Origin of the sequence: Corynebacterium sp. AOP12-C2-36 (assembly GCF_052379185.1) — a bacterium.
In the GTDB taxonomy this organism is placed as follows: Bacteria; Actinomycetota; Actinomycetes; order Mycobacteriales; family Mycobacteriaceae; genus Corynebacterium.
Map to the genome: position 1 here is coordinate 63,196 of NZ_JBQSYJ010000004.1, position 22,283 is coordinate 85,478.

The window sequence follows — 22,283 nt, forward strand, 5'->3', positions numbered from 1 at the left end:
CTCAGAGTCCCTTCGGGGTCAGCGCGACTTCGAGCAGCCGGCCCACCCATTCGACCATCAGGGCCAGCAGGGCGATGAGGATCGCGCCCGAGACCAGGACGTTGAAGCGGTAGAGCGTGATGCCCGTCTGGATCAGTGCACCGAGGCCACCGGCGTCGATGAAGGTGGCGAACGCGCCGGCACCGACCAGCAGGACCAGCGCGGTCCGCGCACCGGTCATGATCACCGGCAGCGCCATGGGGAACTCCACGCGGAAGAGCACCTGCACCGGGGACATCCCCATGCCGCGGGCCGCCTCCACGAGCTGGCGGTCCACACCGGTCAGCCCGGTGACCGTGTTCGCCAGCACCGGCAGGAAGGCGTAGATGCTCAGCGAGAGCACCGCCGTGGGGGTGCCGAAACCCAGCCAGATCGCCAGCAGCACGATGACACCGATGACCGGCGCGGACTGGCCGATGTTGCCGATCAGCGTGGTCAACAGCGAGAGGATGCGGGAGCGTCGGCGGGTGAGCAGCACCCCGACGGGCACGGCCGTGGCCAGCACGATCACCGCACACATCACCACCAGGACGATGTGCTCACGCGCCATGGTCGCCACACTGCCCCACGCCAGGGCGCGGGCCTCGACGTCGCCCAGGTCGGCGGTCTGCCGCCAGGTCACCCAGCCGAGGAAGACGACCGCGACCAGGACGGGGATGCCGATGATGAGGAGTTTGTCCTCCCCGGAGAGCCTGCGCAGCATGTCACCCCACCCCGTCCGAGTTGAGCTTGCGGATGTAGTCGGTCACGCTCTCGTAGAAGATCACGCCGACGTAGCGGCCACGTTCAGTGACCATCGCACCGCCGTGGCTGGAGACCAGCATCGAGTCCAGGGCGTCGTTCACCGTGGAGCGCCGCTCCACGGTGGTCTCCAGGTCGATGCCCGGACGCGGGACGGTGCCGGCGCCCTGCAGGGCGCGCAGCCAGACCCAGTCGTGGGGACGTCCCCGGTCGTCGAGGATGATCACGCTGTCCTCGCCCGCGGCGCGCACCCGCTCGACGACCGACGCGGCGTCCTCCCCGATGGTGCAGGTCGGGAACTCGTCGAAGCCCACGTCGTCCACCCGCAGCAGCGAGAGCTGCTTGAGCTTGGAGCCGGAGCCGACGAAGTCGGCGACGTAGTCGTCCGCCGGGTTGCCGAGGATCTGGTCCGGGGTGTCGTACTGGGCGATGCGGGCGTGCTCCTTGAGCACGAGGATGCGGTCGCCGAGCTTCACCGCCTCGTCGATGTCGTGGGTGACGCACACGATGGTCTTGTGCAGCTCGGCCTGCAGGCTGATCATCTCGTCCTGCAGCCGTTGCCGGGTGATCGGGTCCACCGCGCCGAAGGGCTCGTCCATCAGCAGGACGGGCGGGTCGGCGGCGAGACCGCGGGCCACGCCGACGCGCTGCTGCTGGCCGCCGGAGAGCTCCCGGGGGAAGCGGGCGCGGTAGACCGACGGGTCGAGGCCGACGAGGTCGAGCAGTTCGTCGACCCGGGCGGTGATGCGCTTCTTCTCCCACTTGAGCAGCCCGGGGACCAGTCCGATGTTCTGCGCGACGGTCATGTGCGGCAGCAGGCCACCGCCCTGGATCACGTAGCCGACGTTGCGACGCAGCTCGGTGGGGTTCTTCTTCGTGACATCCTCGCCGCCGATGCTGATCACCCCGTCCGAGGGCTCGATCAGCCGGTTGATCATCTTCAACGAGGTCGTCTTCCCGCAGCCGGACGGCCCGACGAACATGACGGTCTCGCCCGCGGGGATCGTGAGGTTCAGGTCCTCCACCGCGGCGGCGTCCTGCCCGGGGTAGCGCTTGGTAATGCCGGAGAGTTCGATCTCGGCGCCGGAGTTCTGTCGGTCGTTCGTCATGCGCGGATCCCCTTCGAGGTCGTGAGTCGGCCCAGCAGGACGAGGACGGCGTCCAGGATCAGCGCGACGATCACCACGCCGATCGTCCCCACCAGGGTGTAGTACAGAGCGTTGGCGCTGCCGATGTGGCTCAGACCGGTGAAGATGTACCCGCCGAGCCCGGGGCCCAGCGCGTAGGCGGCGATCGCCGCGACACCCATCGACATCTGCGCGGAGACCCGCACGCCGGTGAGGATCACCGGCCACGCCAGCGGGAGCCGCACCCGCAGGAAAATCGCGGGGGAATTCATCCCCTGACCGCGGGCGGCCTCGATGAGTTCCGCCGGGACACTCTGCAACCCGACAATCGCATTACGCAGAATCGGGAGGGTGGCGAAGAAAACCACGATGAAGACCGAGGGAAGCGTGCCGATTCCCACCAACGGAATCACCAGGCCGAGCAGGGCCAACGACGGAATCGTCAACCCGATGGCCGAAAGCGCGTTCGCGACCGGGGTCAGACCACGGTAGTTCGTCACGACGACGGCGATGACCAGTGCAATCACGGTGGCGAGGATGATCGCCTGCACGACCAGACTCGCATGCTGGTAGGAGCGGAACAGAATGTCGGTCCACCGTGAGGAAATGAATTCATTCACTGGGTCACGTCGCTTCGTCGTCGGTATGGGATTTTCAGTAGCCTTGAGTGGTGTACGTCACAGACGAACAACGATAGGCCAGCGCACAACCCCGTGCAACCCGGCACATTTCCCCGATCGGCCCGTCCCGGCGAAATTCACCGCACTAATGCCGGAAAACCCCGGCTCATGACCGGCGTCGCAGACCCGATCACGGGAGCGCCGCGCGGCGTAGGATTCTCCCCGCCCGCCTGCCGCGGGGCCGATCACGACCATCCCCCGGAGAAGGAGACGACCGCCGTGCCCGAGTATCCCCGGAACCTGCGCCGAAAGGTCCGCGTCCGCCGCGCACTCAACAACGAGACCTACGCGGCCTTCGCCCTCGTCGCCGCGACCGTCGCCGCGTTGGTCTGGGCCAACGTCGGCACCAGCTACGACACCGTGTGGGGCACGGAGGTGGGGTTCACCGTCGGGAACTTCTCCTTCAACCTCGAGTTCAGCGACTGGGTCGACGAGGGCCTCATGGCCTTCTTCTTCCTCATGGTCGGACTCGACGTCCGCCGTGAACTCACCCTCGGCGAACTGCGCACGCGGGAGCGGGCGATCCTCCCCGTCGTCGCCGCGGTCGGCGGGCTGATCGTGCCGGCCCTGATCTTCCTGGCCGTCACCCACGGCGAGGACTACTCGTCGGCCTGGGGGTCGGTGATCTCCACCGACACCGCCTTCGCCCTCGGCATGCTCGCCCTGATCGGACCGCGCAATGCGCCGCGCCTGCGGATCTTCCTGCTGGCCCTGGCCGTGGTGGACGACATCGGCGCACTGTCGGTCATCGCCGTGTTCTACACCGACGAGCTGAACGTGGGCGCGTTGCTGCTGGGCCTCCTGGGCCTGGTCGGCATCTGGTTCCTGCAGCGCGCGCACATCTGGCGGGTCCTGCCCTACGCCGTGCTCGGCGTGTACACGTGGGCGTGCTTCTTCACCGCCGGCGTGCACGCCACGTTGGCCGGTGTGCTGATCGCCCTGCTGCTCCCGGTCTACCCTCCGCGCCGGTCGGACATGGCGATGGCGTCCACGGCGTTCCACCTGTTCCGGCAGGCGCCGCAGCCCGACATCGCCCGCAACGTCCGCTCGGTGGTCGCCTACACCGTGCCGCTGAACCAGCGGTTGTCGGACGTCCTGCCGCCGTACGTGAACTTCCTGGTGGTGCCGCTGTTCGCGCTGGCCAACGCGGGCGTGGCGCTGAGTTCGGACGCCTTGGGAGACGCCTTCACCTCGAAGCTGACCTGGGGCGTGGTGCTCGGCCTCGTCGTCGGCAAGGCCGTCGGCATCACCGTGGCGTCCTTCCTCGTCCTGCGGTTCATCCCGTCGGCCAGGCTGCCCGGTCTCGACCTGCCCCGCATCGCCGGCGCCGGTGTGCTCTCGGGCATGGGCTTCACCATCTCGCTGTTGGTCGTGGGCCTGGCGATCCCCGACGAGACGCACGCCGACCAGGCGCGCGTGGGCGTGCTGCTGGCGTCCGCCATCGCACTGCTCCTCGCCTGGGTGGTGTTCCGCCTCGGCGACCGCGCCCGGCCGCTGCCGGTGCCCGCCGGCACCTCGCTCACCAGGGCGGTCTCGCCGGAGGGCGATCACGTGCGTGGCCCGAAGGACGCCCCGGCGAGCATCGTCGTCTACGCCGCGATGAATCTCACTTACCGGCACGACACCGCCGACGCGCTGCTCGACGTGCACCGCAAGTACGGTGACGAGCTCCAGCTCGTGCTGCGTCACCACACGACGTCGGACGCGTCGCTGACCGCGGCGCTCGCGCTCGAGGCAGCCGGGGCGCAGGGACGTTTCTGGGACATGCACGACGAACTGACCAAGGTCCGTGGCGAGATCGACAACGACGCCGTGCGGGAGTCCGCCACGACCATCGGTCTGAACGTGGAGGAGTTCGAGGAGAGGATCTCCCGCCAGGTCGACGTGAGCCGGGTCGACGACGACAACCTCGACCTGGAGGACGCCGACGTGGGCTCCGAACCGGTCGTGTACGTCAACGGTTCACGCTTCGACGGCCCGCTGAACGGCCTCGCCCTGGCCGTGCAGGTACGGAAGGTGCTGGACGGGAAGGCAGTGCCCTCACGGTAGTGACCGCGGGGAACGGAACCCGCCGCCGCTCCGTTTGGTTTTTCACTCATGTAAAGTACCAAACATGAGAATCCTGACACTCCCGGGCGACGGCATCGGCCCGGAGATCACCACCGCCACCCTCGACGTCCTGCACCACCTCGACACCACCCGCGACCTGGGCCTCCAGGTCGAGCAGGACACCGTCGGCCTGGCCTCCCTCGCCGCCGAGGGCACCACCCTGCCGCCCCGCGTCCTCGAGCGCGTCCCGCAGGTCGACGGCGTAATCCTCGGCCCGGTGTCCCACTACGACTACCCGCCGGCGTCCGAGGGCGGCGTCAACCCCTCCGGGGCCCTGCGCACCACCTTCGACCTGTACTCCAACCTGCGGCCCTGCCGCACCCGCCCCGGCCTGGCGCAGCTGTCCGTGCTGCGCGACCCGATGGACCTGGTGATCGTGCGGGAGAACACCGAGGGCTTCTACGCCGACCGCAACATGGCCGCCGGCGGCGGCGAGTTCATGCCCGACGAGGACTCCGCCTTCAGCCTGCGCAAGATCACCGCCCACGCCAGCCGTCAGGTCGCCCGCGCCGCCTTCGACCTGGCCCGCACCCGCCGCGGCAAGGTCACGGCGGTGCACAAGGCCAACGTCCTGAAACTCACCGACGGACTGTTCCTGCGCGAGGTCCGCGCGGTCGCCGCCGACTACCCGGACGTGGAGCTGGAGGAGCTGATCGTCGACGCCGCGGCCGCGCACCTCATCCGCCGCCCGCAGGAGTTCGACGTGCTGGTCACCACCAACATGTTCGGCGACATCCTGTCCGACGAGGCCTCGGAGCTCTCCGGCAGCCTCGGCCTCGCCGGCTCGTTGAACGTGGGCGCGGACATCGCCGTCGCCCAGGCGCAGCACGGCTCCGCCCCCGACATCCAGGACCGCGGCATCGCCAACCCCACCTCCCTGATCCTGTCGGCGGCGATGCTGCTCGACTGGTACGGGAACAAGAAGCACCGGCCGGCGTTGTGCGCCGCGGCCGCCGAACTCACCGCCGCCGTCGACGCCGTCCTCGACGACCCCGCCACCCGCACCGGTGACCTCGGCGGAACGCTGGGCACCGCGGAGTTCGCCGCGGCGGTCACCGCACAGCTGGGTGACCGGCCCAGCGACCGGTAGACGTCCCTACCTCCCCTTCTCCTCCGCGACCCCGCCGAGATGCTCACCGAGCAGGGCGGACGCCTCGGCGAGGCGTCCGTCCAGCACCAGGTCGGCGATCGCGACGTGCTCGGCGCAACGCGCCTGCGCGCGCGCCGGACGCAGCGTCCTGCGGTACTCCTGCAGGCGGCGCAGCCGGTTGACCCGCGCCACCGAGTCCACGAGGAAGGGGTTGTGCGCGCCGGCGACGAGCACCTCGTGGAAGCGGGAGTTCAGGTCGAACAGCTCCGGTACGCTCACCTGCACCGCACGCCCGTCGGCCAGGGCGACCTGTTCGGCGCGGCGCGCCGTGAGTTCGGCGACGTCCACCCGGTAACCGGGCTCCAGCAAGGCGGCGGGCTCCACGATCAGCCGGAAGCGGTGGCTCTGCCGGTAGGCGTCCGACGAGGTCAGCACCTCGCGGAAGCGCCACCCGTAGCCCGGCGCGGGTTCGGCCCACCCCTCGGACGCGATGCGTCGCAGCACCTGCTGCAGCTGCCCGGCGCCCAGGCCGTAGCGTCGCATCAGCGCGTTCTCGGTCACCTGCTCGCCCAGCTCTCCGTCGAGCCGGTCGCCGGCGATCGCGAGGTAGGCGGCCTCCTCCGGCCCCGCGTCCTGCCCGGCGGGCGGAAGCTGCGCGAGGACGTGGCCGCGGCCGTCGCGTCGCACCGTCCCGGCCTCCACTAGCAGCGCCAGCGCGGCACGCACCGGCGTGCGCGACACCCCCAGTTGCCCGGCCAGGGTGCGCTCCACCAGGCGGGTGCCCTCCACGGCACCGTTGCGCCGCAGGTCGTCGACGATACGGGTACTCAGCTGCTCGGCGAGCGGTGTCGCGTCCACTACAGCAGCGTGAGTTCCGGACGGGCGCCGGTGGCGTCGGTGCGGTCCAGGTGCGCGTGCTCGTTGAACGACACCAGCTCCGCCCCCACGTAACCCGCCCGCGGGTCCCGCGGCTCGTCGGCGACCTTGATCACCGTCACCGAGGCGTTGTACACCCGCCCCATCAGCGGCGGGACGACCTGACGCGACAGGCCGGACACCGCCGCGGTACAGGTGGCGATCACCCCGGCGGACGTGGCGACCACCGCACCACCGTCCTGGCGTGCGGACGCTGCGGCGCGGGTCAGCCCGCTGAGCACCGTGGCCCGGAACTGGCGGAAGCTCTCCCCGCCGACCCACTCCCCGATCGCGCCGGCGAGCACCTCGCGCATCACCGGGGCGGCGTCCGGTGCGTCCTCATCGTGCCCCGTCGCCGCCTTCAACCGCGCGGCGGTCTCCGGGTTGCGACGCAGCCACGGCACGACGACGGAGTCGGAGTCGAGCTCCTTCCACGCTGTGTCGGTGACAGGTTCGGCGGCCGGTTCGGTACCGTCCAGCGCCCGGGCGACGGCGGCGGCCGTGTCGTGCTGGCGGTGCAGCGGGCCGCAGATCACCGGCAGGCGTGGGCCACCGTCGAGACGACGGGCCAAGGCCTCGCCCACCGTCGCCGCCTGGCGTCGTCCCAGGTCGGTCAGCCCGTCGTACCGGCTCTCCACCGAACGTTCGTCACCGGCACCGCCGTAACCGGACATCCCTGCGCCGGCCTGGCCGTGACGCACGAGGTAGATCAGTGCCATCGTTCGCTCCTGTCCCTGGCGGGCGGACCGCCGTCGGCATCTGCGCCACTGCCGGTTGAACAGTGGTTCACTGAGTTTTTCCCCAGGTTATACGATGCTGCGTTCACGAACGGGCCCGAGTCCCGCACCGTGCGCCGGAGCGGGGACGCCGCTACCCGCTGACCGGCACCCCGCGCAGGTCCTTGCGCAGGATCTTGCCGGTGCCGGACTTCGGGATCTCGTCGACGACCTCCACCATGCGGATCTTCTTGTACGGGGCGACCTGCTCGGCGACCCACGCGATCAAGGCGTCCTTGTCCACCGTGACCGGCTCCCCGTCGTGCACCTGGGCGACGACGAAGGCGCGCGGCAGCTCCTCGCCGTCCTCCTCACGGATGAATCCGACGACCGCGGCGTCGGCGACGTCCTCGTGCGTCATCAGCAACGCCTCGAGCTCCGCCGGGGCGACCTGGTAGCCCTTGTACTTGATCAGTTCCTTGGCCCGGTCGACCACGTACACGTTGCCCTCGTGGTCGTACTCCACCACGTCACCGGTGCGCAGCCAGCCGTCGCCGACGAGGGTGTTCTGTGTGGCCTCCTCGTTGTCGAGGTAGCCGAGCATGATCTGCGGGCCACGGACCCACATCTCACCGGAGTCGGACTTCTCGCCCTCGTTGCCGGGCGGCAGGATCTCGCCGAGGGCCTCGTCGGTGAGGTCCACGACCTTGCACTCGGTGTTCGCCACCGGCAGGCCGATGGACTCCAACGGGGTGGTGCCACGGATGCCGGTGTGGGTCACCGGGGAGGTCTCGGTCATCCCGTAGCCCTGCACCACCGTGACGCCGAGACGCTCCTGCACCGCCGCGGCGAGCGCGTGGTCCAGGGCGGCCGCGCCGGAGAGCAGGGTCTTGAGCTTGTCCAGGTCGTAGTCGTCGACCAGCGGGTGCTTCGCCAGCACCACGGCGATCGGCGGGGCCACGAAGGAGAAGTCGATGCCGTGCGCCTGGTGCAGCTCCAGGAAGGTCTTCAGGTCGAACGAGGGCATGGTCACCAGGTGCGCCCGGTTGGCCAGCGTGGTGTTGAGCACCGTGTTCATCCCGTAGATGTGGAAGAACGGCAGCACGGCCATCACCGAGGAGTTGCGGTCCTGCCCGTTCTCGGTGAGCTGCGGCAGGGTCTGCAGGATGTTGGCCACGAGGTTGGTGTGGCTCAGCCGCACGCCCTTGGGCACACCGGTGGTGCCCGAGGAGAACGGCAGGACGGCCACGTGGGACGCCGGGTCGATCGTCACCTCCGGGGCCGGGTGGCCCTGCTGCAGCATCGCCGCCAGGCCCTGCGTGCCGTCGGTGAGGTCGACGATCGCCTCGTCCGACAGCCCTGCCTTTCGGGCGCCGTCGGCGCCGTTGGGGCCGAGCATCTCGACGGTGAACAGCAGGGACGCCCCGGCGATGGTGACCTGCTTGGCCACGTCCTCGGCGGTGTTCAGTGAACCGACGGTGGTCACCGTCGCCCCGGCGCGCAGGATGCCGTGGAAGGCCACGACGAAGGCGTGGGTGTTCGGGCAGTGCAGGGCGACGACGTCGCCCACCCCCACCCCGCGGGCGGCCAGCGCCCCGGCGAAGAGGTCGACCTGCTGGCGCAGCTCACCGTAGCTCACGGTTACGCCGGTGGCGGAGTCCGTGACGGCCGGACGCTCCTCGTCGCCGGGTGCGAGGGTCCCGAAGACCTGGTCGTAAACGCTGATGTCGGGCACGTCGATGCGGGGGTAGGGACTCGCGACTGGCACGGTGGCTCTCCTGGTCTCTCGGCTCTCGCGTCGGCTCCCGGGACCACCGTGCGGTGGCCGCGGTCACACTGTTGCGCTTTGAGGATCAAACTACCGTCCGAGGTCCCCCTCCCGCAGCGTATTCGGCCCACCCAGGACCTGCTCGGTGATGACATCCGTCAGTCGCATCCCTGACAGGTGGCCCTACCTGGGGGAAGTCACCGCCAGCAGAATCGGGGGCATGATTTCCGACACCATCGCAGACCTCTTCCAACGCTTCGCGGAGTACGCCGCCTCGGTGGAGCCCTGGCAGCAGTTCCTCGTGATCCTGCTCGCCGGTGCAGTGCCCTTCATCGAGTCCTACCTGGGCAGTTTCCTCGGCGTGGCCCTGGGGATCGAACCGTCGGCCGCCGTCGTCGCCACCGCGGTGCTGGGCAACGTGCTCTCCACCTTCGCCCTGATCGCCCTGGCCGCCCGTGCCCGCCGTGCCACCACCTCGAGGCGCGGTGGCGAAAAGACCACGAGCAACCGCCAGCGGAAGATCGCCCGCTACGTGGAGAAACTCGGCGTGCCCGGCGTCTCCCTGCTGGGGCCGATCATCCTGGCCAGCCAGATCACCGGCCCCACCCTGGTGGCCCTGGGCGCGGACAAGCGGGCCGTCTACCTGTTCCAGGGCGTCGCGATCATCGCCTGGGGCGTGCTCTTCGGGTTCTTCGGCGACCTCGTCATCTCCTGGTACCTGTGACCGTGAGCGCAGAGGCGAACCGGGCGAACACCTCGTCCGGGTCCAGTCCGGTGAGGACGCGGGCATTCGCCGGACGTCCCCAGTACGGGCCCACCGCCGTGTCTTCTGTGCCCGCCGCGCCGCCGTCCACCCAGTCGGCGACGGTCGTGCCGCGCAGCAGCGCCGACTCCGCCTCCACCGCCACCGTCGCCGCCCGGAAGTCCGCCCCGACCTCCCCCAGCATCACCATCGCCGCGGCCAGGTCGTGGATCTGCGCGAGGTAGCCGACACCCACCGACTCGTGGAACTCGAAGTAGAACCGCAGTGCGTCACGCAGCAGGTCCGGCAGCTCACCGGCAAACCCGGCAAGCATCGCCTCCAGACGCTCCGGGGTCAACAGCACCTGCTCGGTCACGTTCAACGGGCAGATCACCGGCGGCACCGCCCCCTCCGGCCAGTTCTCCAGCGCGAAGGACAACGCGTGCGGGTCGACCCACGTGTTCCACTCCGCCGTGGGAGTCGTATTACCCGGGTAGGTGAACGCCCCGCACATCAGCGTCACCTGCGCGCCGCGCAGCACCTCCGGGGCGCGCTCCACCGCGTAGGCCAGGTTCGTCGCCGGCCCCGCCACCAGCAGGTGTTCCGGGGCGGCACGCCGCCACGCCGCCACCGCCGTCGCAGCGTCCGACGCGTCCGGCACGTTCAGCACATGCGGCGTCCAGTACCCCAACCCCTCCGGGCCGTGCGTCTCCGGCGTGGTCGTCAGCGGCAGCACCCGCGGCGCCTGCGCGCCCGCCACGACCGGGACGTCCGACGCCCCGGCGACCCGCAGCACCTCGAGGGAGTTCCGCGCCGCCAGCGCCGCGGTGGTGTTGCCCGCCGACGTCGTGACCTGCAGATCAATGGCACCCGACCGATGCTTCGAGGCCAACCACACCAGCGCCAACGCGTCGTCGATACCGGTGTCCACGTCGGCGACGACCCGCGTCGGGGCGTCCCGCGCACTCACCGCTGCACCGTCTCCGCCGTGGCGTCGTCCCACCCGAGGGAGAGGAAGGACGCGTCGCCGTCGGCGAACGCCGCGACGTCCTGCACCACCGACGCCAGGTCCCCGGCGTGCCGCCGGAAGTGAGACCGCCGCGTCCGGTACTCCACCACCCAGCCGTTGCCCAGGCGGGCGGCCTGCACGAAGGTGACGTGCCCGACCGCGGACGCCTCCAACGCCGACTTCCCGCCGGCCAACCCCGACTCCACGACCACGTAGGGGATGCCGTCGTCGGAACGCTCCCGCCGGTCGGCGTCCGCGGCGAGCGTGGCGTGCACGCTGCCGGCGTCCACGTGCAACGTCACCGTGCCCACCGACGAGCGCATCCGCAGCCCACGGTCCACCCCGGTCGGGTTCACCCAGATCTGCTCCATGTCGTCGACCATGCACAACCCCAGTTCACAGGCCTTGTCCTGGAGCACGGGGCCCGTGGTCGCCGCCTCGGAGAACGGCAGCACCACGTGCAGCACGTCGTTCGCCGGCACCACCGGGTACTCCAGCACCGTGAAGGAGTCGACCCCGGCGACCCCCGCGCCGCCGAAGTCGCAGTGCTCGTTCACCCACGCCGCCAGGGCCGCCACCGACCGCGGCGCAGGACGCCCCGGGTGCGGGTCCCCACCACCGCGGCGGAACGCCTCCGGGTGGGTGGTGGCGCTCATGTCGTCGCCGAGTTCCTCGTGGATCCTGTGCGCCTCGGCGACGAGATCCTCGTCGGGACGGTAGCTGTCACCTGCACAAGGACGGAAGAAGAGGAAGCCGAGGGTCATGCCGACCCATTCTATGGTGATGCGTATCACCGCCGTAAGCGTTGGGGTGGTGAACCACCCCCGCCACCGCAGACTAGACTGCCACCCCATGAGAGCAGCAGTCGCCGACCGCCCGGGACCGCTCGACGAGGTCGTCACCGTGGACACCGTCGCCGAGCCCGGCCCGCCCGGCCCCACCGAGCTGACCGTCCGGATGACCGCCACCACCGTCAACCCGTCCGACGCCGTGACGGTCTCCGGGGCGTACGCCTCACGCACCACCTTCCCGATGGTCCCCGGTTTCGAGGGCGTCGGCGTGGTCGAGGCCGTGGGGCGCGACGTACCTTCCCACCTGCGGGACCTCGTCGGACGCCGCGTCCTGCCGCTGGGTGGGCCCGGCTGCTGGCAGCAACGCCGCTCCGTGGAGCACTCCTGGTGCGTGCCGGCGCCGGAGGACCTGTCCGACCGCACCGCCTGCTTCTCCTACATCAACCCGCTGACCGCCTCCATGCTGGTGACACGACACTGCGCGGGAGCCTCCTCCGTACTGGTCACCGCAGCGACATCCGCCATCGCCGGGCACCTGGCCGAGCTGCTGACCGAGTGGACGTCGCTGCGCCCGGTCGGACTGGTGCGCGGCACACCGGGCAGCACCGTCGCCGACCCCGAACGGTGGTCCGGCCTGGTCAGCACCGCCGAGCCCGACTGGCGCACGCAGCTACGGTCGCGGTTCGGGACGTCCGGCGGGCCGGACGTGATCCTCGACTGCATCGGCGGATCTCTCGGCACCGACCTGGTCGACGCCCTGGCCCCCGGAGGCACCCTGGTGCTCTACGGACTGCTCTCCGGTGAACCGCTGCCCATGGACTGCTTCGACGGACGACGCGGCACCCGCGTGGAAATGCTCCGCCTACGCGACACCGTGCACTCCCATCCGCGCCACCTCCTCCCCGAGCTGTTCACCCCGGTCTTCGACCTGCAGCGACGCGGCCTGCTGCACACCCCCGTCTCCGTGGAGACCGGGCTGGACGGACTGCCCGGGGTGCTGGGGGGCGGTGGTGTTGGCGGTGGCGGCAGTGGTTTCGGGCGCGGCAAGATCCTCATCGACCCGTGGGCCTGACCAGCCGTGAAGCTGCTGCACCAGCCCCCATGTCATCTGACTCATGCCCCAGGTCAAGAATCGGCTGTTTCCTGACCTGGGGCATGAGTCAGATGACATCGCCGAGTCCCGCCCCGTCGCCGCAGAATCCCCATCCAGCCGCCGGCGTGGCAGGGGCCTCAGTTTTTCTCCCCTTCTCCCACGGGTTCGAGAAGTAGCCCGAGCAGTTCACGGAAAACCTGCTTCTGCGACGCATCCAACTGCGCCCCGAACGGCGCTTCCGTATTCACCACCTCAGCGAGCTGCAGCCTCAACGCCTCCCCTTCCTCCGTGAGCTTCAGCATCTTGATGCGCCGGTCCGCTCCGGACACTCGATATGCCAGCCCACGCTCCTCGAGATGATCGGCGATACCCGTGACATGCGACGGGTCGCAGGCCAGTTCACCTGCCACGAAGCGCATCGACTGCGGTTCACCCAACAGCAGGACGGTCCGGGCCAGATGGACCGGCACGCCAAGAGGCTCCACTGCGGCAGCGAAGTCCGCGCGTGCTCGTTCCGCCACCGTCACGACCATGCGGGCGAGGACCCGCGACTCAGCTATCTCGGCATCGTGCTTACTCATGCCGCAACAATACATGACTTGCCAATGCTTGAGTACTCAACTATTGTCCAGTCCACTACCAAGTAACCGACCAGACAGCGAGGAACTCATGACCTCAACCCGCACCACCCCGGAAGCAGCCCCGACACAGGCCCCTGCTCAGACCTGGGCGCAGCCTCCCAAACGAAACCTGCGAGCCGCTGCGCCATTCAAGCTGGGACGCCACGCCATCATCACCGTCGGCGCAACAGTCGCCAACGCCCTGGTCTTCGCAGGCGGATCCGCAGCCGGGGCGTCAATGACTATCGATTCTTCCGCTTATTCGCAGATCACCATGCCTATGACCATTACCGCGACCCTCATTCCCCTGTTGGGGGCCGGCGCCGCAACGTGGCTGATCGCCCGTCGGACTCCTCGTTTCAGGACTGTCGCGTTATGGCTCGGACTGTCGGTGGCGTTGCTTTCGACGGCGAGCCCGTTCGTCGTCGCGCAGGACACCGCGACCACACTGTCGCTGGCTGCCATGCACCTCGTCGCGGCCATCGCCTGGTCCACCGGACTCACCAACAAACTCCACTGAAAGGACACAATATGACCACCATCGCAGTATTCGGAGCCACCGGACAGCAGGGCGGTGCCGTCGTCGACGCACTCCTCGAGGACGGGTCAGTTTCCGTCCGCGCACTTGTCCGCGACCCGGAGGGACAGAAGGGCACAGACCTGGCAGAACGTGGAGTCGAGGTAGTACCGGGGGACCTCACCGACCCCGGCAGTCTCGACAAGGTCCTGACCGGCGTCGACGCCGCATTCGCCATGACCGCCCCGATCGGTCTTGACGGCACGGATTTCGAGATCAGTACAGGTAGAGCCATTGCCGACGCCGCCAAGCGAACGGGACTTACCCACCTCGTGTTCAGCTCCGTCGGAGGGGCCGAACGCAACACGGGGATCGCCCACTTCGACAGCAAGCGTCGTGTCGAGGAGTACATCAGGTCGCTAGGGATCCATGCCAGCATCGTCCGCCCGGTGTTCTTCATGGAGAACCTACTGGGCATGGGGATCAACGTCGAAGACGGCACCGTGGTCGTCCGCATGCCATTGCCGGACGACATTCCTCTGCAGAGGATCGCAGTGCGAGACATCGGGCGAGTCAATGCGTCGGTGTTGCTTGGAGGCACGCCGGTAGAGGCGGCTGACGTGGAGATCGCCGGCGATGAACTCACCGGTTCGCAGATCGCGAAGGTGTTCGGCGACGCCGTCGGGCTCCCCTCCCGATACGAGCCTCTCCCCCTCGATGTCTTGGCTGGCCCAGGTGATGCGGCGACGATGTTCGCGTGGTTCGCCGACCTCCCTGCCTACCGGGCCGACTTCGCCATCACGCGTGAACTCGACCCGGGCCTCCTCGACCTCAACGCCTGGGCCACGAAGTCGGATGGGCCGCCCACAACTAACCGCTGGATGCCAGACCTTAACCGCCGGGCAGTCAGCAACCCCAGGGGTTGGTGTGACCAACCTCCGGGGTTGCTGTCTCGGCGAACATCGGCCGGGACGGAGCGCGCTCCCCCTCCTCCGACGGGCGCGGGAGCCGGTGAAAATCAGCGCGAGTGAGATCCGTCGAGGCGTTCGGCGATCTCTTCAGCATCGAGGCACTGGCCGGTGGGGATGAGCAGGTTGTCGCCGTCGTGGGTGAAGGACACCGCGCGTCGGGCCAGACCGCCCGAGCGGGAGTCAGGGCCCTCCCCCATCTCCGGGACCACGAAGTGCTTGGCCTTGCCACGTCCACCGCGCACCGTGCCCACCGGGATCACCGGGGCGGCCAGGTCCCAGCCGAAACCTCCTCCGGCCAGCACACGGGCCACCGCGCGGGCACCTCGGGGCAGTCCGAGCGCCGTGGCGATCTCCCCGTAGCCGGTGACCTCACCATCCTCGATGAGGGCGAGGACCTCCCCGACCTGAGTATGCAGGTCACCCAGATCGCCCACCTGACCAGCCGCTACGAGGACAGGGACCGGCGGTAGAACACCGATCGCGAGGTCCGGTCGGGGTACACGCGCGGGGCGTCCTCCTCGTGCATCCGCTCGGCGCCGTTCTTCTCCATCGAGCGGCAGGAACGCAGGTTCTCCACGTCCGCACGGAACCACACCTCACGCACCCCTGCCTCGCCGAGGACGCGGTACATCGCGGACTTGAGGTCGCGGTTCGCCGCGCCACCGCGTCCCCGGGCGTCCGGCATGACCCAGGTGTAGCCGAGCATCACCGAGCCGGCGTCCTCGTCGGTGTTGTACACGGTGGTGCAGGCCAGCGGCCGATCACCGGACCACAACGCGTAGGTGCGCTTGGCGGGGTCCGCGATGAACTCGGCCAACGGGAAGGGTCGCACGGTGAAGAAGTGGAAGGTCTCCGCGCGCTGGCCTTCCGGCAACGCGGCCTCGATCGCCGCGGCGTCCTGCGCGGTCACCAGACGCATCTCGCGGCCGTCGCCGGCGGCGAAACGCTCCGGGAGCGTCGGCCACACGCGGGACCCCATCAGGCCAGGACGTCGTTGATCACGATGGTCTCGTCACGACCCGGGCCGACACCCACGTAGGAGATCCGGCAGCCGGAGAGCTCCTCGAGCCGGTTGAGGTAGTCCTGCGCCTTGGTGGGCAGGTCGGCGAAGGTGCGGGCGCCGGAGATGTCCTCGTCCCAGGCGGGCATGGTCTCGTAGATCGGCGTGGCGTGGTGCACGTCGGTCTGGCTCATCGGCATCTCGTCGTGGCGCACACCGTCGACGTCGTAGGCCACGCAGATCGGGATCTCACCGATGCCGGTGAGCACGTCGAGCTTGGTGACGAACAGGTCGGTGAAGCCGTTGACCCGGGAGGCGTAGCGGGCGATGACGGAGTCGTACCAGCCGCAGCGGCGCTTACGGCCGGTGTTCACGCCGACCTCACCGCCGGTGGTCTGCAGGTACTCGCCCCACTTGTCGAAGAGCTCGGTGGGGAACGGGCCGGCACCCACACGGGTGGTGTAGGCCTTGATGATGCCCAGGGAGCTGGTGATGCGCGTCGGGCCGATGCCCGAGCCCACGCACGCGCCGCCGGCGGTGGGGTTCGACGAGGTGACGAAGGGGTACGTGCCGTGGTCGACGTCGAGCATCGTGGCCTGGCCGCCCTCCATGAGCACGGACTTGCCCTCGTCGAGCGCCTGGTTGAGCTCCAGCTCGGCGTCGATGAGCATCGGGGTCAGGCGCTCGGCGTAGCTGAGGAAGTAGTCCACGATCTCGTCGGCGTCGATGGCCTTGCGGTTGTACAGCTTCACCAGCATCTGGTTCTTCTGGTTCAGCGCTCCCTCGACCTTCTGCCGCAGGATGGACTCGTCGAGCAGGTCCTGGGCGCGGATGCCGATGCGCGAGACCTTGTCCGCGTAGGACGGCCCGATGCCACGGCCGGTGGTGCCGATGGCGCGCTTGCCGAGGAAGCGCTCGGAGACCTTGTCCAGCACCTGGTGGTAGGGCGCGACGAGCTGGGCGTTCGCGCTGACACGCAGGCGGGAGGCGTCGGCACCGCGGGCGACGAGTCCGTCGATCTCCTCGAACAGGGCCTCGAGGTTCACCACGCAGCCGTTGCCGATCACGGGCACGGCGTTCTCGCTGAGCACCCCGGCGGGCAGGAGCTTGAGCTCGTACTTCTCCCCACCGACGACGACGGTGTGGCCGGCGTTGTTGCCGCCGTTGGGCTTGACCACGTAGTCGACCCGGCCGCCGAGGATGTCGGTGGCCTTGCCCTTACCTTCGTCGCCCCACTGCGCTCCGACCACGATGATTGCTGTCATGAGACCTGCCGTCGCTTTCCGTTCCGGTTTATCTTGTGTTGACCAACTGAACAGTGTAGCCGGTCACGTACCCTTGGTCACCATGACGACCGTTGTGCTCGCGTGCGGACCCCGCGCCGCCGATCTCGTCGGCGCGGTGGTCGCCGACGCCGTCACCCTGCCCGACGTGCCGGGACGCCGCGACCTGCGTCTGCTCGACGACCTCGCCGCCGCGCACCTGCCGGTGGACGACACGCCGGGGCTCGACGAGATCGCCGCCGCGCCGGACGTCCCCCACCAGGGGGCACCGCAGTTCGCCCCGCAGCGTCCGGACCGTCCGGTGCGCGTCGTGGTGGTCGGGTCGGACGCGGCGCTCGCCGCGGTGGTCACCCGGCTGATGCGCATCGACGCGATGTGGATCGCGGTCGGGTTCGTGCCGGTGGGCACGTCGGTGGTGGCGCAGAACTGGCAGCTGGGTACAGGGGACACACGAGGGGACGCGCCGGCGGACAATGGTCCGACGGTGGCGGCGTTGAACTTCGCGATGACCGCGTCGGTGCGCCCCACCGCGGTGGTGCGCGACGACTCCGGCATCGTCACCCTGGGCTCGGCGGAGATCTTCCGCGCCGGTGAGGAGATGGTCGGCGAGATCATCGTGGACTCGCAGACCCTGTTCGCCAACACCGGCTCACGGCGCTGGGACGGCCGGGCCGGCGCGTTCGGCGCCCGACTGGTGCCCACGGTGGACGCCCCGGGGCTGGCCGCCACGCGCCTGCTCACCCCGTCGGTGTGGGACGACGCGGCGGCCGCGGTCACGCCGCGGCGTCGCCTGTTCCGCCGTCCGGCGGACCTCGGCGAGGTCGACCCGGACGCGGTACTGTCCGGGCGTGCACTGCAGGCCGGGGGCGTGGAGCTCACGGTGGTGCGCGACGGGGTTGTGCACCCGCGGACCACGTCGAAGGTGACGTTCTACCGGCACCTGCGCGACGGTCAGTTCGTCCGGCGCTGATTTCCGGCGCTGATTCTCAGGCGGGACGCACCATCGACAGGTGCGGGATGCCGCCCTCGTCGTACTCCTCGCCGTAGACCTCGAAGCCGTGCTTGGCGTAGAGGCCGGTGATGTAGGTCTGGGCGTGCAGCACGATCGGCTCGCCGGAGTGCAGCTCCACCGCCCGGGCGACCAGCTGGCCGGACAGGCCACGGCCGCGGAAGCGCGGGTCGGTCGCCACCCTTCCGAGCACCCGGCGCACCACGGCGGTGCCGGGGACGTCCCACAGGGCGGGCACGGCGAGGGTACGCAGGTAGGACACGACCTCGCGGCCGTTGCTGATGAAGATGTGCAGGGTGCCGTCGTCCAGGTCACGCCAGTCGAGCTCCTCGTCCTCGACCTTCTGCTCGCGCAGGAAGACCTCGGAGCGCAGGCGGGCGATCGCGTAGACCTCGGTGGTGTCCAGGTCGGCCCACCTTTTGACGGTGATGTCGGACAGCGCGGTTGTTGCCATACCCACACTGTATCCGAGGAACGCGGTGCACCGTCCGGCACAGGTCCAGCTCTGTGCCGGCACAGTCGCGCTCAGTCCCCCGGCGCGCCCTCGGGGCCCTCGCCCCACACCTCCGGCGGGAAGCGCGGGTCGTCCACGGTGGGGCGCAGCACGGACATCGCCGACTCCCGGGACATGCCGCAGATCTGCAGGGAGTCCACGATGATCGAGCGGCACTGCGCGAGCACCACCGTGCCGGACAGGCTCGATCCGTCGGCGACGCTCAGGTCGGCGCGTCCGGCCAGAACCTGCAGGCGGCGGGTGATCTCGGGGATCTCGACCATCTCCTGGCGGGTGCCGCGGGTGCCGCCGGAGGCGTAGACGGTGCCGAGGTGGCCGAGGGCGTCGGAGAGGTCGCGGAGCAGGCGTGCCATCTCCGGGTCCGGCACCACGCCGTCGCCGACCATGATCTCGGCACGTCGGGCAAGCACGCGCGAGTTGCGCATCACGTTGTCGACCGGGGTGAGGATGCGGTTCATCGAGCGGGTGTATCTTCGCGCCGACCAGTACAACGGCGAGATGTTGACCACCTCGTCGCCGCCGCCGACGGAGGTCATCAGCTCGTTGACCCCGGCCTGGGTGCTGCGGGCGGTGACCAGGGCCTCCTCGATGAGGTCCACGTCGCGTTCCTCGATGCCCTGGGCCACGTCGTCGAGCACCAGGGCGGCCTTGCTGATCAGGTGGGCGACCTCGCGGCGGGCGGTGCGTAGCGGGCTGTTGGGGATCACGGCGACGACGACCAGGCCCACGAGCCCGCCGATCAGGGCGTCGACCATGCGCTCCCAGCCGGCCTGGTCGCCCGGCGGGATGAGCGTGGCGACCAGCACCGCGGAACTGGCGGCCTGGTTCGCCACGAGCACGCCCTTGTCCACGAAGACGGCGAGCAGCATGGCCACGAAGACGGCCACGGTGATCTGCCAGGCACCCTCCCCGACCTGGGATATCACCAGGTCACCGATGCCGATGCCGACGGACACGCCGAGCACGATCTCCAGGCCGCGGCGGGCGCGTTTGCCGCCGTAGGCGCCGAGGCTGATGACCGCGGCGATGGGGGCGAAGAAGGGTTGTTCGTGGCCGATGATGTTGTGGGCGATGAAGAAGGCCAGCCCGGCGGAGACGGCGCACTGCAGGGCGAAGACGGAGCTGCCGCGCATGCGGTTGACGCGTTCGACGACGGCGAAGCGGCGCAGCGACTCCGCCGCGGCCTTCACCCCGGCGCGCGCCCGGGCCCGGGGGCGTTCGCGTGCCCGCCTCTCACGTTGCTTCCGGCTGTCCGTCATGGGGTCCATTGTGGCACGCGTCGCTGGCGGTTCACCCCCACGTGATGTACACATGTACATGTACATCTGTACATCAACAGGAAGGCCCCGAACCGTGCCCACACCAGGCAAACGCGACCCCGCCGGACGCCGCGCGGCGATCCTCGACGCCGCCGCCGAACTCATCTGCGAGGCCGGGGCGTCCTGCCTGACCCACCGCGCCGTCGCCGCCCGCGCGCACGTCGCCGTGGGCTCCACCACCCAGTACTTCGCCTCCATCGACGACCTGCGCGACGAGGCGCTGCAGGCACTCGCCGACGAGAACGACGAGGCCCTGGCCGAGGTCGCCGGGATCCTCGAGACCCTCGACGGCTCCGGAGCGGTGGAGGAGACCATCGCCCGCTGCGCCGGGATCCTGCACGACTTCCTCGCGGACCCCCGCCAGGTCCACGCCAGCCTCGCCATGACCAGCACCGCGATGACCGACCCCTCGCTTCGCACCCTCGCCCTGCAGTGGTCCGACCAGCTCACCGACCTTCTCGCAGGACGCTTCGGACGCCCGCGCGCCGCGGCCGCCGTCGCCTACGTCGACGGGCTGACCGTGCACGCCGCCCTGCACGACGGGGCAACCGACACCTCGTCCATCACCGCCGTACTCACCGCCCTGCTCGCCATGCCCGACACCCAGGAGCCCACCCCGTGACCGCACCGTCCTCCCCGCCGGCACCGTCCCACCCCTCGGACGGCATGTCGCGCACCGCCCGCTGGGCGGCCACCGCCGTGCTCACCGCCAGCCTGCTGGTGATCACCATGGACATGACCATCCTCAACATCGCCCTGCCGGAGATGGCCGCCGAACTGCAGCCGACCTCCACCCAGCAGCTGTGGATCGTGGACGTCTACTCCCTCGTCCTGGCCGGACTGCTGGTGTCCTGGTCGGCGGTGGCCGACCGCTGGGGACGCAAGAAGATGCTGATGCTCGGCTACAGCTTCTTCATCATCGCCTCCCTGCTCGTCGTCGTCGCCGACAGTGCCGGGCAGATCATCGCGATCCGCGCCTTCCTCGGCGTCGGCGGCGCGATGATCATGCCGCAGACCCTGTCGATGATCCGCGTGATCTTCACCGACCTCAAGGAACGCGCCACCGCCCTGAGCATCTGGGCCGCGGTCTCCGGCCTCGGTGCCGCCTTCGGCCCGCTGGTCGGCGGCGTCCTGCTCGAACACTTCAGCTGGCACGCCGCCTTCCTGGTCAACGTCCCGCTGATGGGCATCGCCATCGTGGCCGGTTACTTCCTGCTGCCCGAGTCCACCGTGGCCAACCCCGGACGCTGGGACGTCTTCGCGGCGGTGCAGTCCATGGTCGGCATGGTGCTGCTGGTGTGGTCGGTCAAGGAGTTCGGCAAGGAGGCGTCCTTCGCCGTGCCCGGCGCGCTGGCCGCCTTCGCCGCCGCGGTCGCGATCCTCGCCTGGTTCACCGTGCGCTGCCTGCGCAGCGACTCCCCGCTGCTGGAGCTGCGCCTGTTCCGCAACAGGGCCTTCACCGCCGGCATCATCGCCGCACTGGGCTCCACCTTCGCGATGATCGCCGCCCTGCTGCTGCTCGCCCAGTGGATGCAGCTGGTCGACGGCGACTCACCGATCCAGACCGGCGTGAAGCTCATCCCCGTCGCCGTGGCCGCGGCACTGTCGTCCATCGCCGCTCCCCCGCTGAGCCGACGCCTCGGCTCACGCGCCGTGCTCGCCGGCGGACTGGTCCTCGCCGGGGTCGGGCTGCTCTACGTCGGCGTGGCCCCCGGCGAGGTCACCTACGCCACGATCCTGGTGGCGATGCTCTTCGTCGGCGCCGGGGTCGGGTCACTGGCCATCGCGTCGGCGATGATCATGGGCGGCTCACCGGAGGAGAAGGCGGGCAACGCCGGGGCGCTGGAGGAGGCGTCCTACGAGCTGGGTGCGGTCCTGGGCATCACGGTGCTCGGCAGCGTCTCGGCACTGGTGTTCCGCGACCACCTGACCTCCCTGGCCGCCGGGCTCGGCCTGCCGTCCGCCCTGGTCGACCCGGCCGGGGAGTCGCTGGGCGCGGCGATGCACATCGCCGAGGAAGCGCAGTTGCCCTCACTGGCCACGAGTGCGGCCGAAGCCTTCACCGACTCCCTGCAGGTCGCCGGACTCATCGGCGGGGTGATCATGGTCGTGGTCGGTACCGCGGTCTTCCTGGTCACCCCGAAGGGCACGCAGGCGGCGCACTGACGCCACGCGCGGATCAGGCGGCGAGGGCCGCCACGGCGAGCCCGTGCCCGCGCCTGTCTACACT

The 22,283-nt window shown here is 69.8% G+C and carries 23 protein-coding genes; 9 read left to right on the top strand and 14 right to left on the bottom strand.

The features are described from left to right. Position 1 precedes the first annotated feature (1 nt). The 3 genes from ACT3UN_RS04525 to ACT3UN_RS04535 are packed head-to-tail and all read right to left on the bottom strand — an operon-like array spanning position 2 to position 2,527. Positions 2 to 742, bottom strand: a complete 741-nt coding sequence (locus ACT3UN_RS04525; protein WP_444656472.1) for an ABC transporter permease — start codon at positions 740 to 742, stop codon at positions 2 to 4. A 1-nt stretch (position 743) separates the two neighbouring features. After that, a complete protein-coding gene (locus tag ACT3UN_RS04530) occupies positions 744 to 1,889 on the bottom strand; it encodes an ABC transporter ATP-binding protein (RefSeq protein WP_441583102.1) in 1,146 nt (381 codons plus the stop codon). Next, positions 1,886 to 2,527, bottom strand: a complete 642-nt coding sequence (locus ACT3UN_RS04535; RefSeq protein ID WP_444656475.1) for an ABC transporter permease — start codon at positions 2,525 to 2,527, stop codon at positions 1,886 to 1,888. Before ACT3UN_RS04535 ends, ACT3UN_RS04530 begins: the two co-directional genes overlap by 4 nt. 279 nt (positions 2,528 to 2,806) lie before the next feature. On the opposite strand from ACT3UN_RS04535, the gene nhaA reads away from it, so the two are divergent. Beyond that, the gene (nhaA, locus tag ACT3UN_RS04540; protein WP_444656477.1) at positions 2,807 to 4,636 is read left to right on the top strand and encodes a Na+/H+ antiporter NhaA; all 1,830 of its coding nucleotides are present in this window, start codon (positions 2,807 to 2,809) and stop codon (positions 4,634 to 4,636) included. Positions 4,637 to 4,700: 64 nt separating this feature from the next. Then, the gene (locus tag ACT3UN_RS04545) at positions 4,701 to 5,786 is read left to right on the top strand and encodes an isocitrate/isopropylmalate dehydrogenase family protein (RefSeq protein WP_441582955.1); all 1,086 of its coding nucleotides are present in this window, start codon (positions 4,701 to 4,703) and stop codon (positions 5,784 to 5,786) included. 6 nt (positions 5,787 to 5,792) lie between these two features. Here ACT3UN_RS04545 and ACT3UN_RS04550 read toward each other — a convergent pair whose 3' ends face one another. The 3 genes from ACT3UN_RS04550 to ACT3UN_RS04560 all read right to left on the bottom strand — a co-directional run bounded on the left by ACT3UN_RS04550 (position 5,793) and on the right by ACT3UN_RS04560 (position 9,185). Next, complete coding sequence (locus tag ACT3UN_RS04550) at positions 5,793 to 6,644, bottom strand: GntR family transcriptional regulator (protein WP_441582956.1); 852 nt, start codon at positions 6,642 to 6,644, stop codon at positions 5,793 to 5,795. Then, positions 6,644 to 7,420 (bottom strand): histidine phosphatase family protein, encoded by a 777-nt coding sequence (locus ACT3UN_RS04555; protein ID WP_444656480.1) that lies wholly within the window; start codon positions 7,418 to 7,420, stop codon positions 6,644 to 6,646. The genes ACT3UN_RS04550 and ACT3UN_RS04555 overlap by 1 nt, the downstream gene beginning before the upstream one ends. A gap of 151 nt (positions 7,421 to 7,571) precedes the next feature. After that, on the bottom strand, positions 7,572 to 9,185 hold the full coding sequence (locus ACT3UN_RS04560; protein WP_301442682.1) for an AMP-binding protein: 1,614 nt from the start codon (positions 9,183 to 9,185) through the stop codon (positions 7,572 to 7,574). Positions 9,186 to 9,405: 220 nt separating this feature from the next. Here ACT3UN_RS04560 and ACT3UN_RS04565 point away from each other — a divergent pair, with 220 nt between their 5' ends. Beyond that, positions 9,406 to 9,909, top strand: a complete 504-nt coding sequence (locus ACT3UN_RS04565; protein WP_301442681.1) for a hypothetical protein — start codon at positions 9,406 to 9,408, stop codon at positions 9,907 to 9,909. Here the strand turns inward: ACT3UN_RS04565 and ACT3UN_RS04570 are convergent. Beyond that, complete coding sequence (locus ACT3UN_RS04570; RefSeq protein ID WP_444656482.1) at positions 9,890 to 10,930, bottom strand: nucleoside hydrolase; 1,041 nt, start codon at positions 10,928 to 10,930, stop codon at positions 9,890 to 9,892. The genes ACT3UN_RS04565 and ACT3UN_RS04570 overlap by 20 nt on opposite strands. Then, complete coding sequence (locus ACT3UN_RS04575) at positions 10,894 to 11,700, bottom strand: hypothetical protein (protein WP_441582958.1); 807 nt, start codon at positions 11,698 to 11,700, stop codon at positions 10,894 to 10,896. The genes ACT3UN_RS04570 and ACT3UN_RS04575 overlap by 37 nt, the downstream gene beginning before the upstream one ends. A gap of 88 nt (positions 11,701 to 11,788) precedes the next feature. Here ACT3UN_RS04575 and ACT3UN_RS04580 point away from each other — a divergent pair, with 88 nt between their 5' ends. Continuing rightward, the gene (locus ACT3UN_RS04580; RefSeq protein ID WP_441582959.1) at positions 11,789 to 12,799 is read left to right on the top strand and encodes a zinc-dependent alcohol dehydrogenase family protein; all 1,011 of its coding nucleotides are present in this window, start codon (positions 11,789 to 11,791) and stop codon (positions 12,797 to 12,799) included. Between the two features lie 158 nt (positions 12,800 to 12,957). Here the strand turns inward: ACT3UN_RS04580 and ACT3UN_RS04585 are convergent, their stop codons facing one another. Then, the gene (locus ACT3UN_RS04585) at positions 12,958 to 13,401 is read right to left on the bottom strand and encodes a MarR family winged helix-turn-helix transcriptional regulator (RefSeq protein ID WP_444656485.1); all 444 of its coding nucleotides are present in this window, start codon (positions 13,399 to 13,401) and stop codon (positions 12,958 to 12,960) included. An 88-nt stretch (positions 13,402 to 13,489) separates the two neighbouring features. On the opposite strand from ACT3UN_RS04585, the gene ACT3UN_RS04590 reads away from it, so the two are divergent. Both ACT3UN_RS04590 and ACT3UN_RS04595 read left to right on the top strand, forming a co-directional pair. Next, positions 13,490 to 13,960 carry a DUF6069 family protein gene (locus ACT3UN_RS04590; protein ID WP_301443131.1) on the top strand — a complete coding sequence of 157 codons (471 nt, stop codon included), beginning with the start codon at positions 13,490 to 13,492 and terminating at the stop codon, positions 13,958 to 13,960. 11 nt (positions 13,961 to 13,971) lie between these two features. Further along, positions 13,972 to 14,988, top strand: coding sequence for an NmrA/HSCARG family protein (locus ACT3UN_RS04595; RefSeq protein ID WP_444656487.1), 1,017 nt, complete (start codon positions 13,972 to 13,974; stop codon positions 14,986 to 14,988). Here the strand turns inward: ACT3UN_RS04595 and ACT3UN_RS04600 are convergent. From ACT3UN_RS04600 to ACT3UN_RS04610, 3 genes are read right to left on the bottom strand one after another with little or no spacing between them, the layout of a single operon-like run. Beyond that, positions 14,976 to 15,362, bottom strand: a complete 387-nt coding sequence (locus ACT3UN_RS04600) for an MGMT family protein (protein WP_301443129.1) — start codon at positions 15,360 to 15,362, stop codon at positions 14,976 to 14,978. The two genes, ACT3UN_RS04595 and ACT3UN_RS04600, sit on opposite strands and share 13 nt — an antisense overlap. 11 nt (positions 15,363 to 15,373) lie before the next feature. Next, complete coding sequence (locus tag ACT3UN_RS04605; protein ID WP_441582961.1) at positions 15,374 to 15,895, bottom strand: GNAT family N-acetyltransferase; 522 nt, start codon at positions 15,893 to 15,895, stop codon at positions 15,374 to 15,376. A gap of 11 nt (positions 15,896 to 15,906) precedes the next feature. Beyond that, on the bottom strand, positions 15,907 to 17,193 hold the full coding sequence (locus tag ACT3UN_RS04610; RefSeq protein WP_441582962.1) for an adenylosuccinate synthase: 1,287 nt from the start codon (positions 17,191 to 17,193) through the stop codon (positions 15,907 to 15,909). Between the two features lie 82 nt (positions 17,194 to 17,275). On the opposite strand from ACT3UN_RS04610, the gene ACT3UN_RS04615 reads away from it, so the two are divergent. Continuing rightward, on the top strand, positions 17,276 to 18,181 hold the full coding sequence (locus ACT3UN_RS04615; RefSeq protein WP_301443126.1) for a hypothetical protein: 906 nt from the start codon (positions 17,276 to 17,278) through the stop codon (positions 18,179 to 18,181). A gap of 16 nt (positions 18,182 to 18,197) precedes the next feature. Here the strand turns inward: ACT3UN_RS04615 and ACT3UN_RS04620 are convergent, their stop codons facing one another. Both ACT3UN_RS04620 and ACT3UN_RS04625 read right to left on the bottom strand, forming a co-directional pair. Continuing rightward, on the bottom strand, positions 18,198 to 18,674 hold the full coding sequence (locus ACT3UN_RS04620; RefSeq protein WP_301443125.1) for a GNAT family N-acetyltransferase: 477 nt from the start codon (positions 18,672 to 18,674) through the stop codon (positions 18,198 to 18,200). Between the two features lie 71 nt (positions 18,675 to 18,745). Further along, positions 18,746 to 19,993 (bottom strand): FUSC family protein, encoded by a 1,248-nt coding sequence (locus ACT3UN_RS04625; protein WP_444656490.1) that lies wholly within the window; start codon positions 19,991 to 19,993, stop codon positions 18,746 to 18,748. A gap of 94 nt (positions 19,994 to 20,087) precedes the next feature. On the opposite strand from ACT3UN_RS04625, the gene ACT3UN_RS04630 reads away from it, so the two are divergent. Continuing rightward, entirely contained in the window at positions 20,088 to 20,675 is a 588-nt protein-coding gene (locus tag ACT3UN_RS04630) for a TetR/AcrR family transcriptional regulator (RefSeq protein ID WP_441582963.1), read from the top strand. Continuing rightward, positions 20,672 to 22,219: an MFS transporter gene (locus ACT3UN_RS04635; RefSeq protein WP_441582964.1), complete on the top strand. Its 1,548-nt coding sequence runs from the start codon at positions 20,672 to 20,674 to the stop codon at positions 22,217 to 22,219. Before ACT3UN_RS04630 ends, ACT3UN_RS04635 begins: the two co-directional genes overlap by 4 nt. Positions 22,220 to 22,283: the final 64 nt, after the last annotated feature.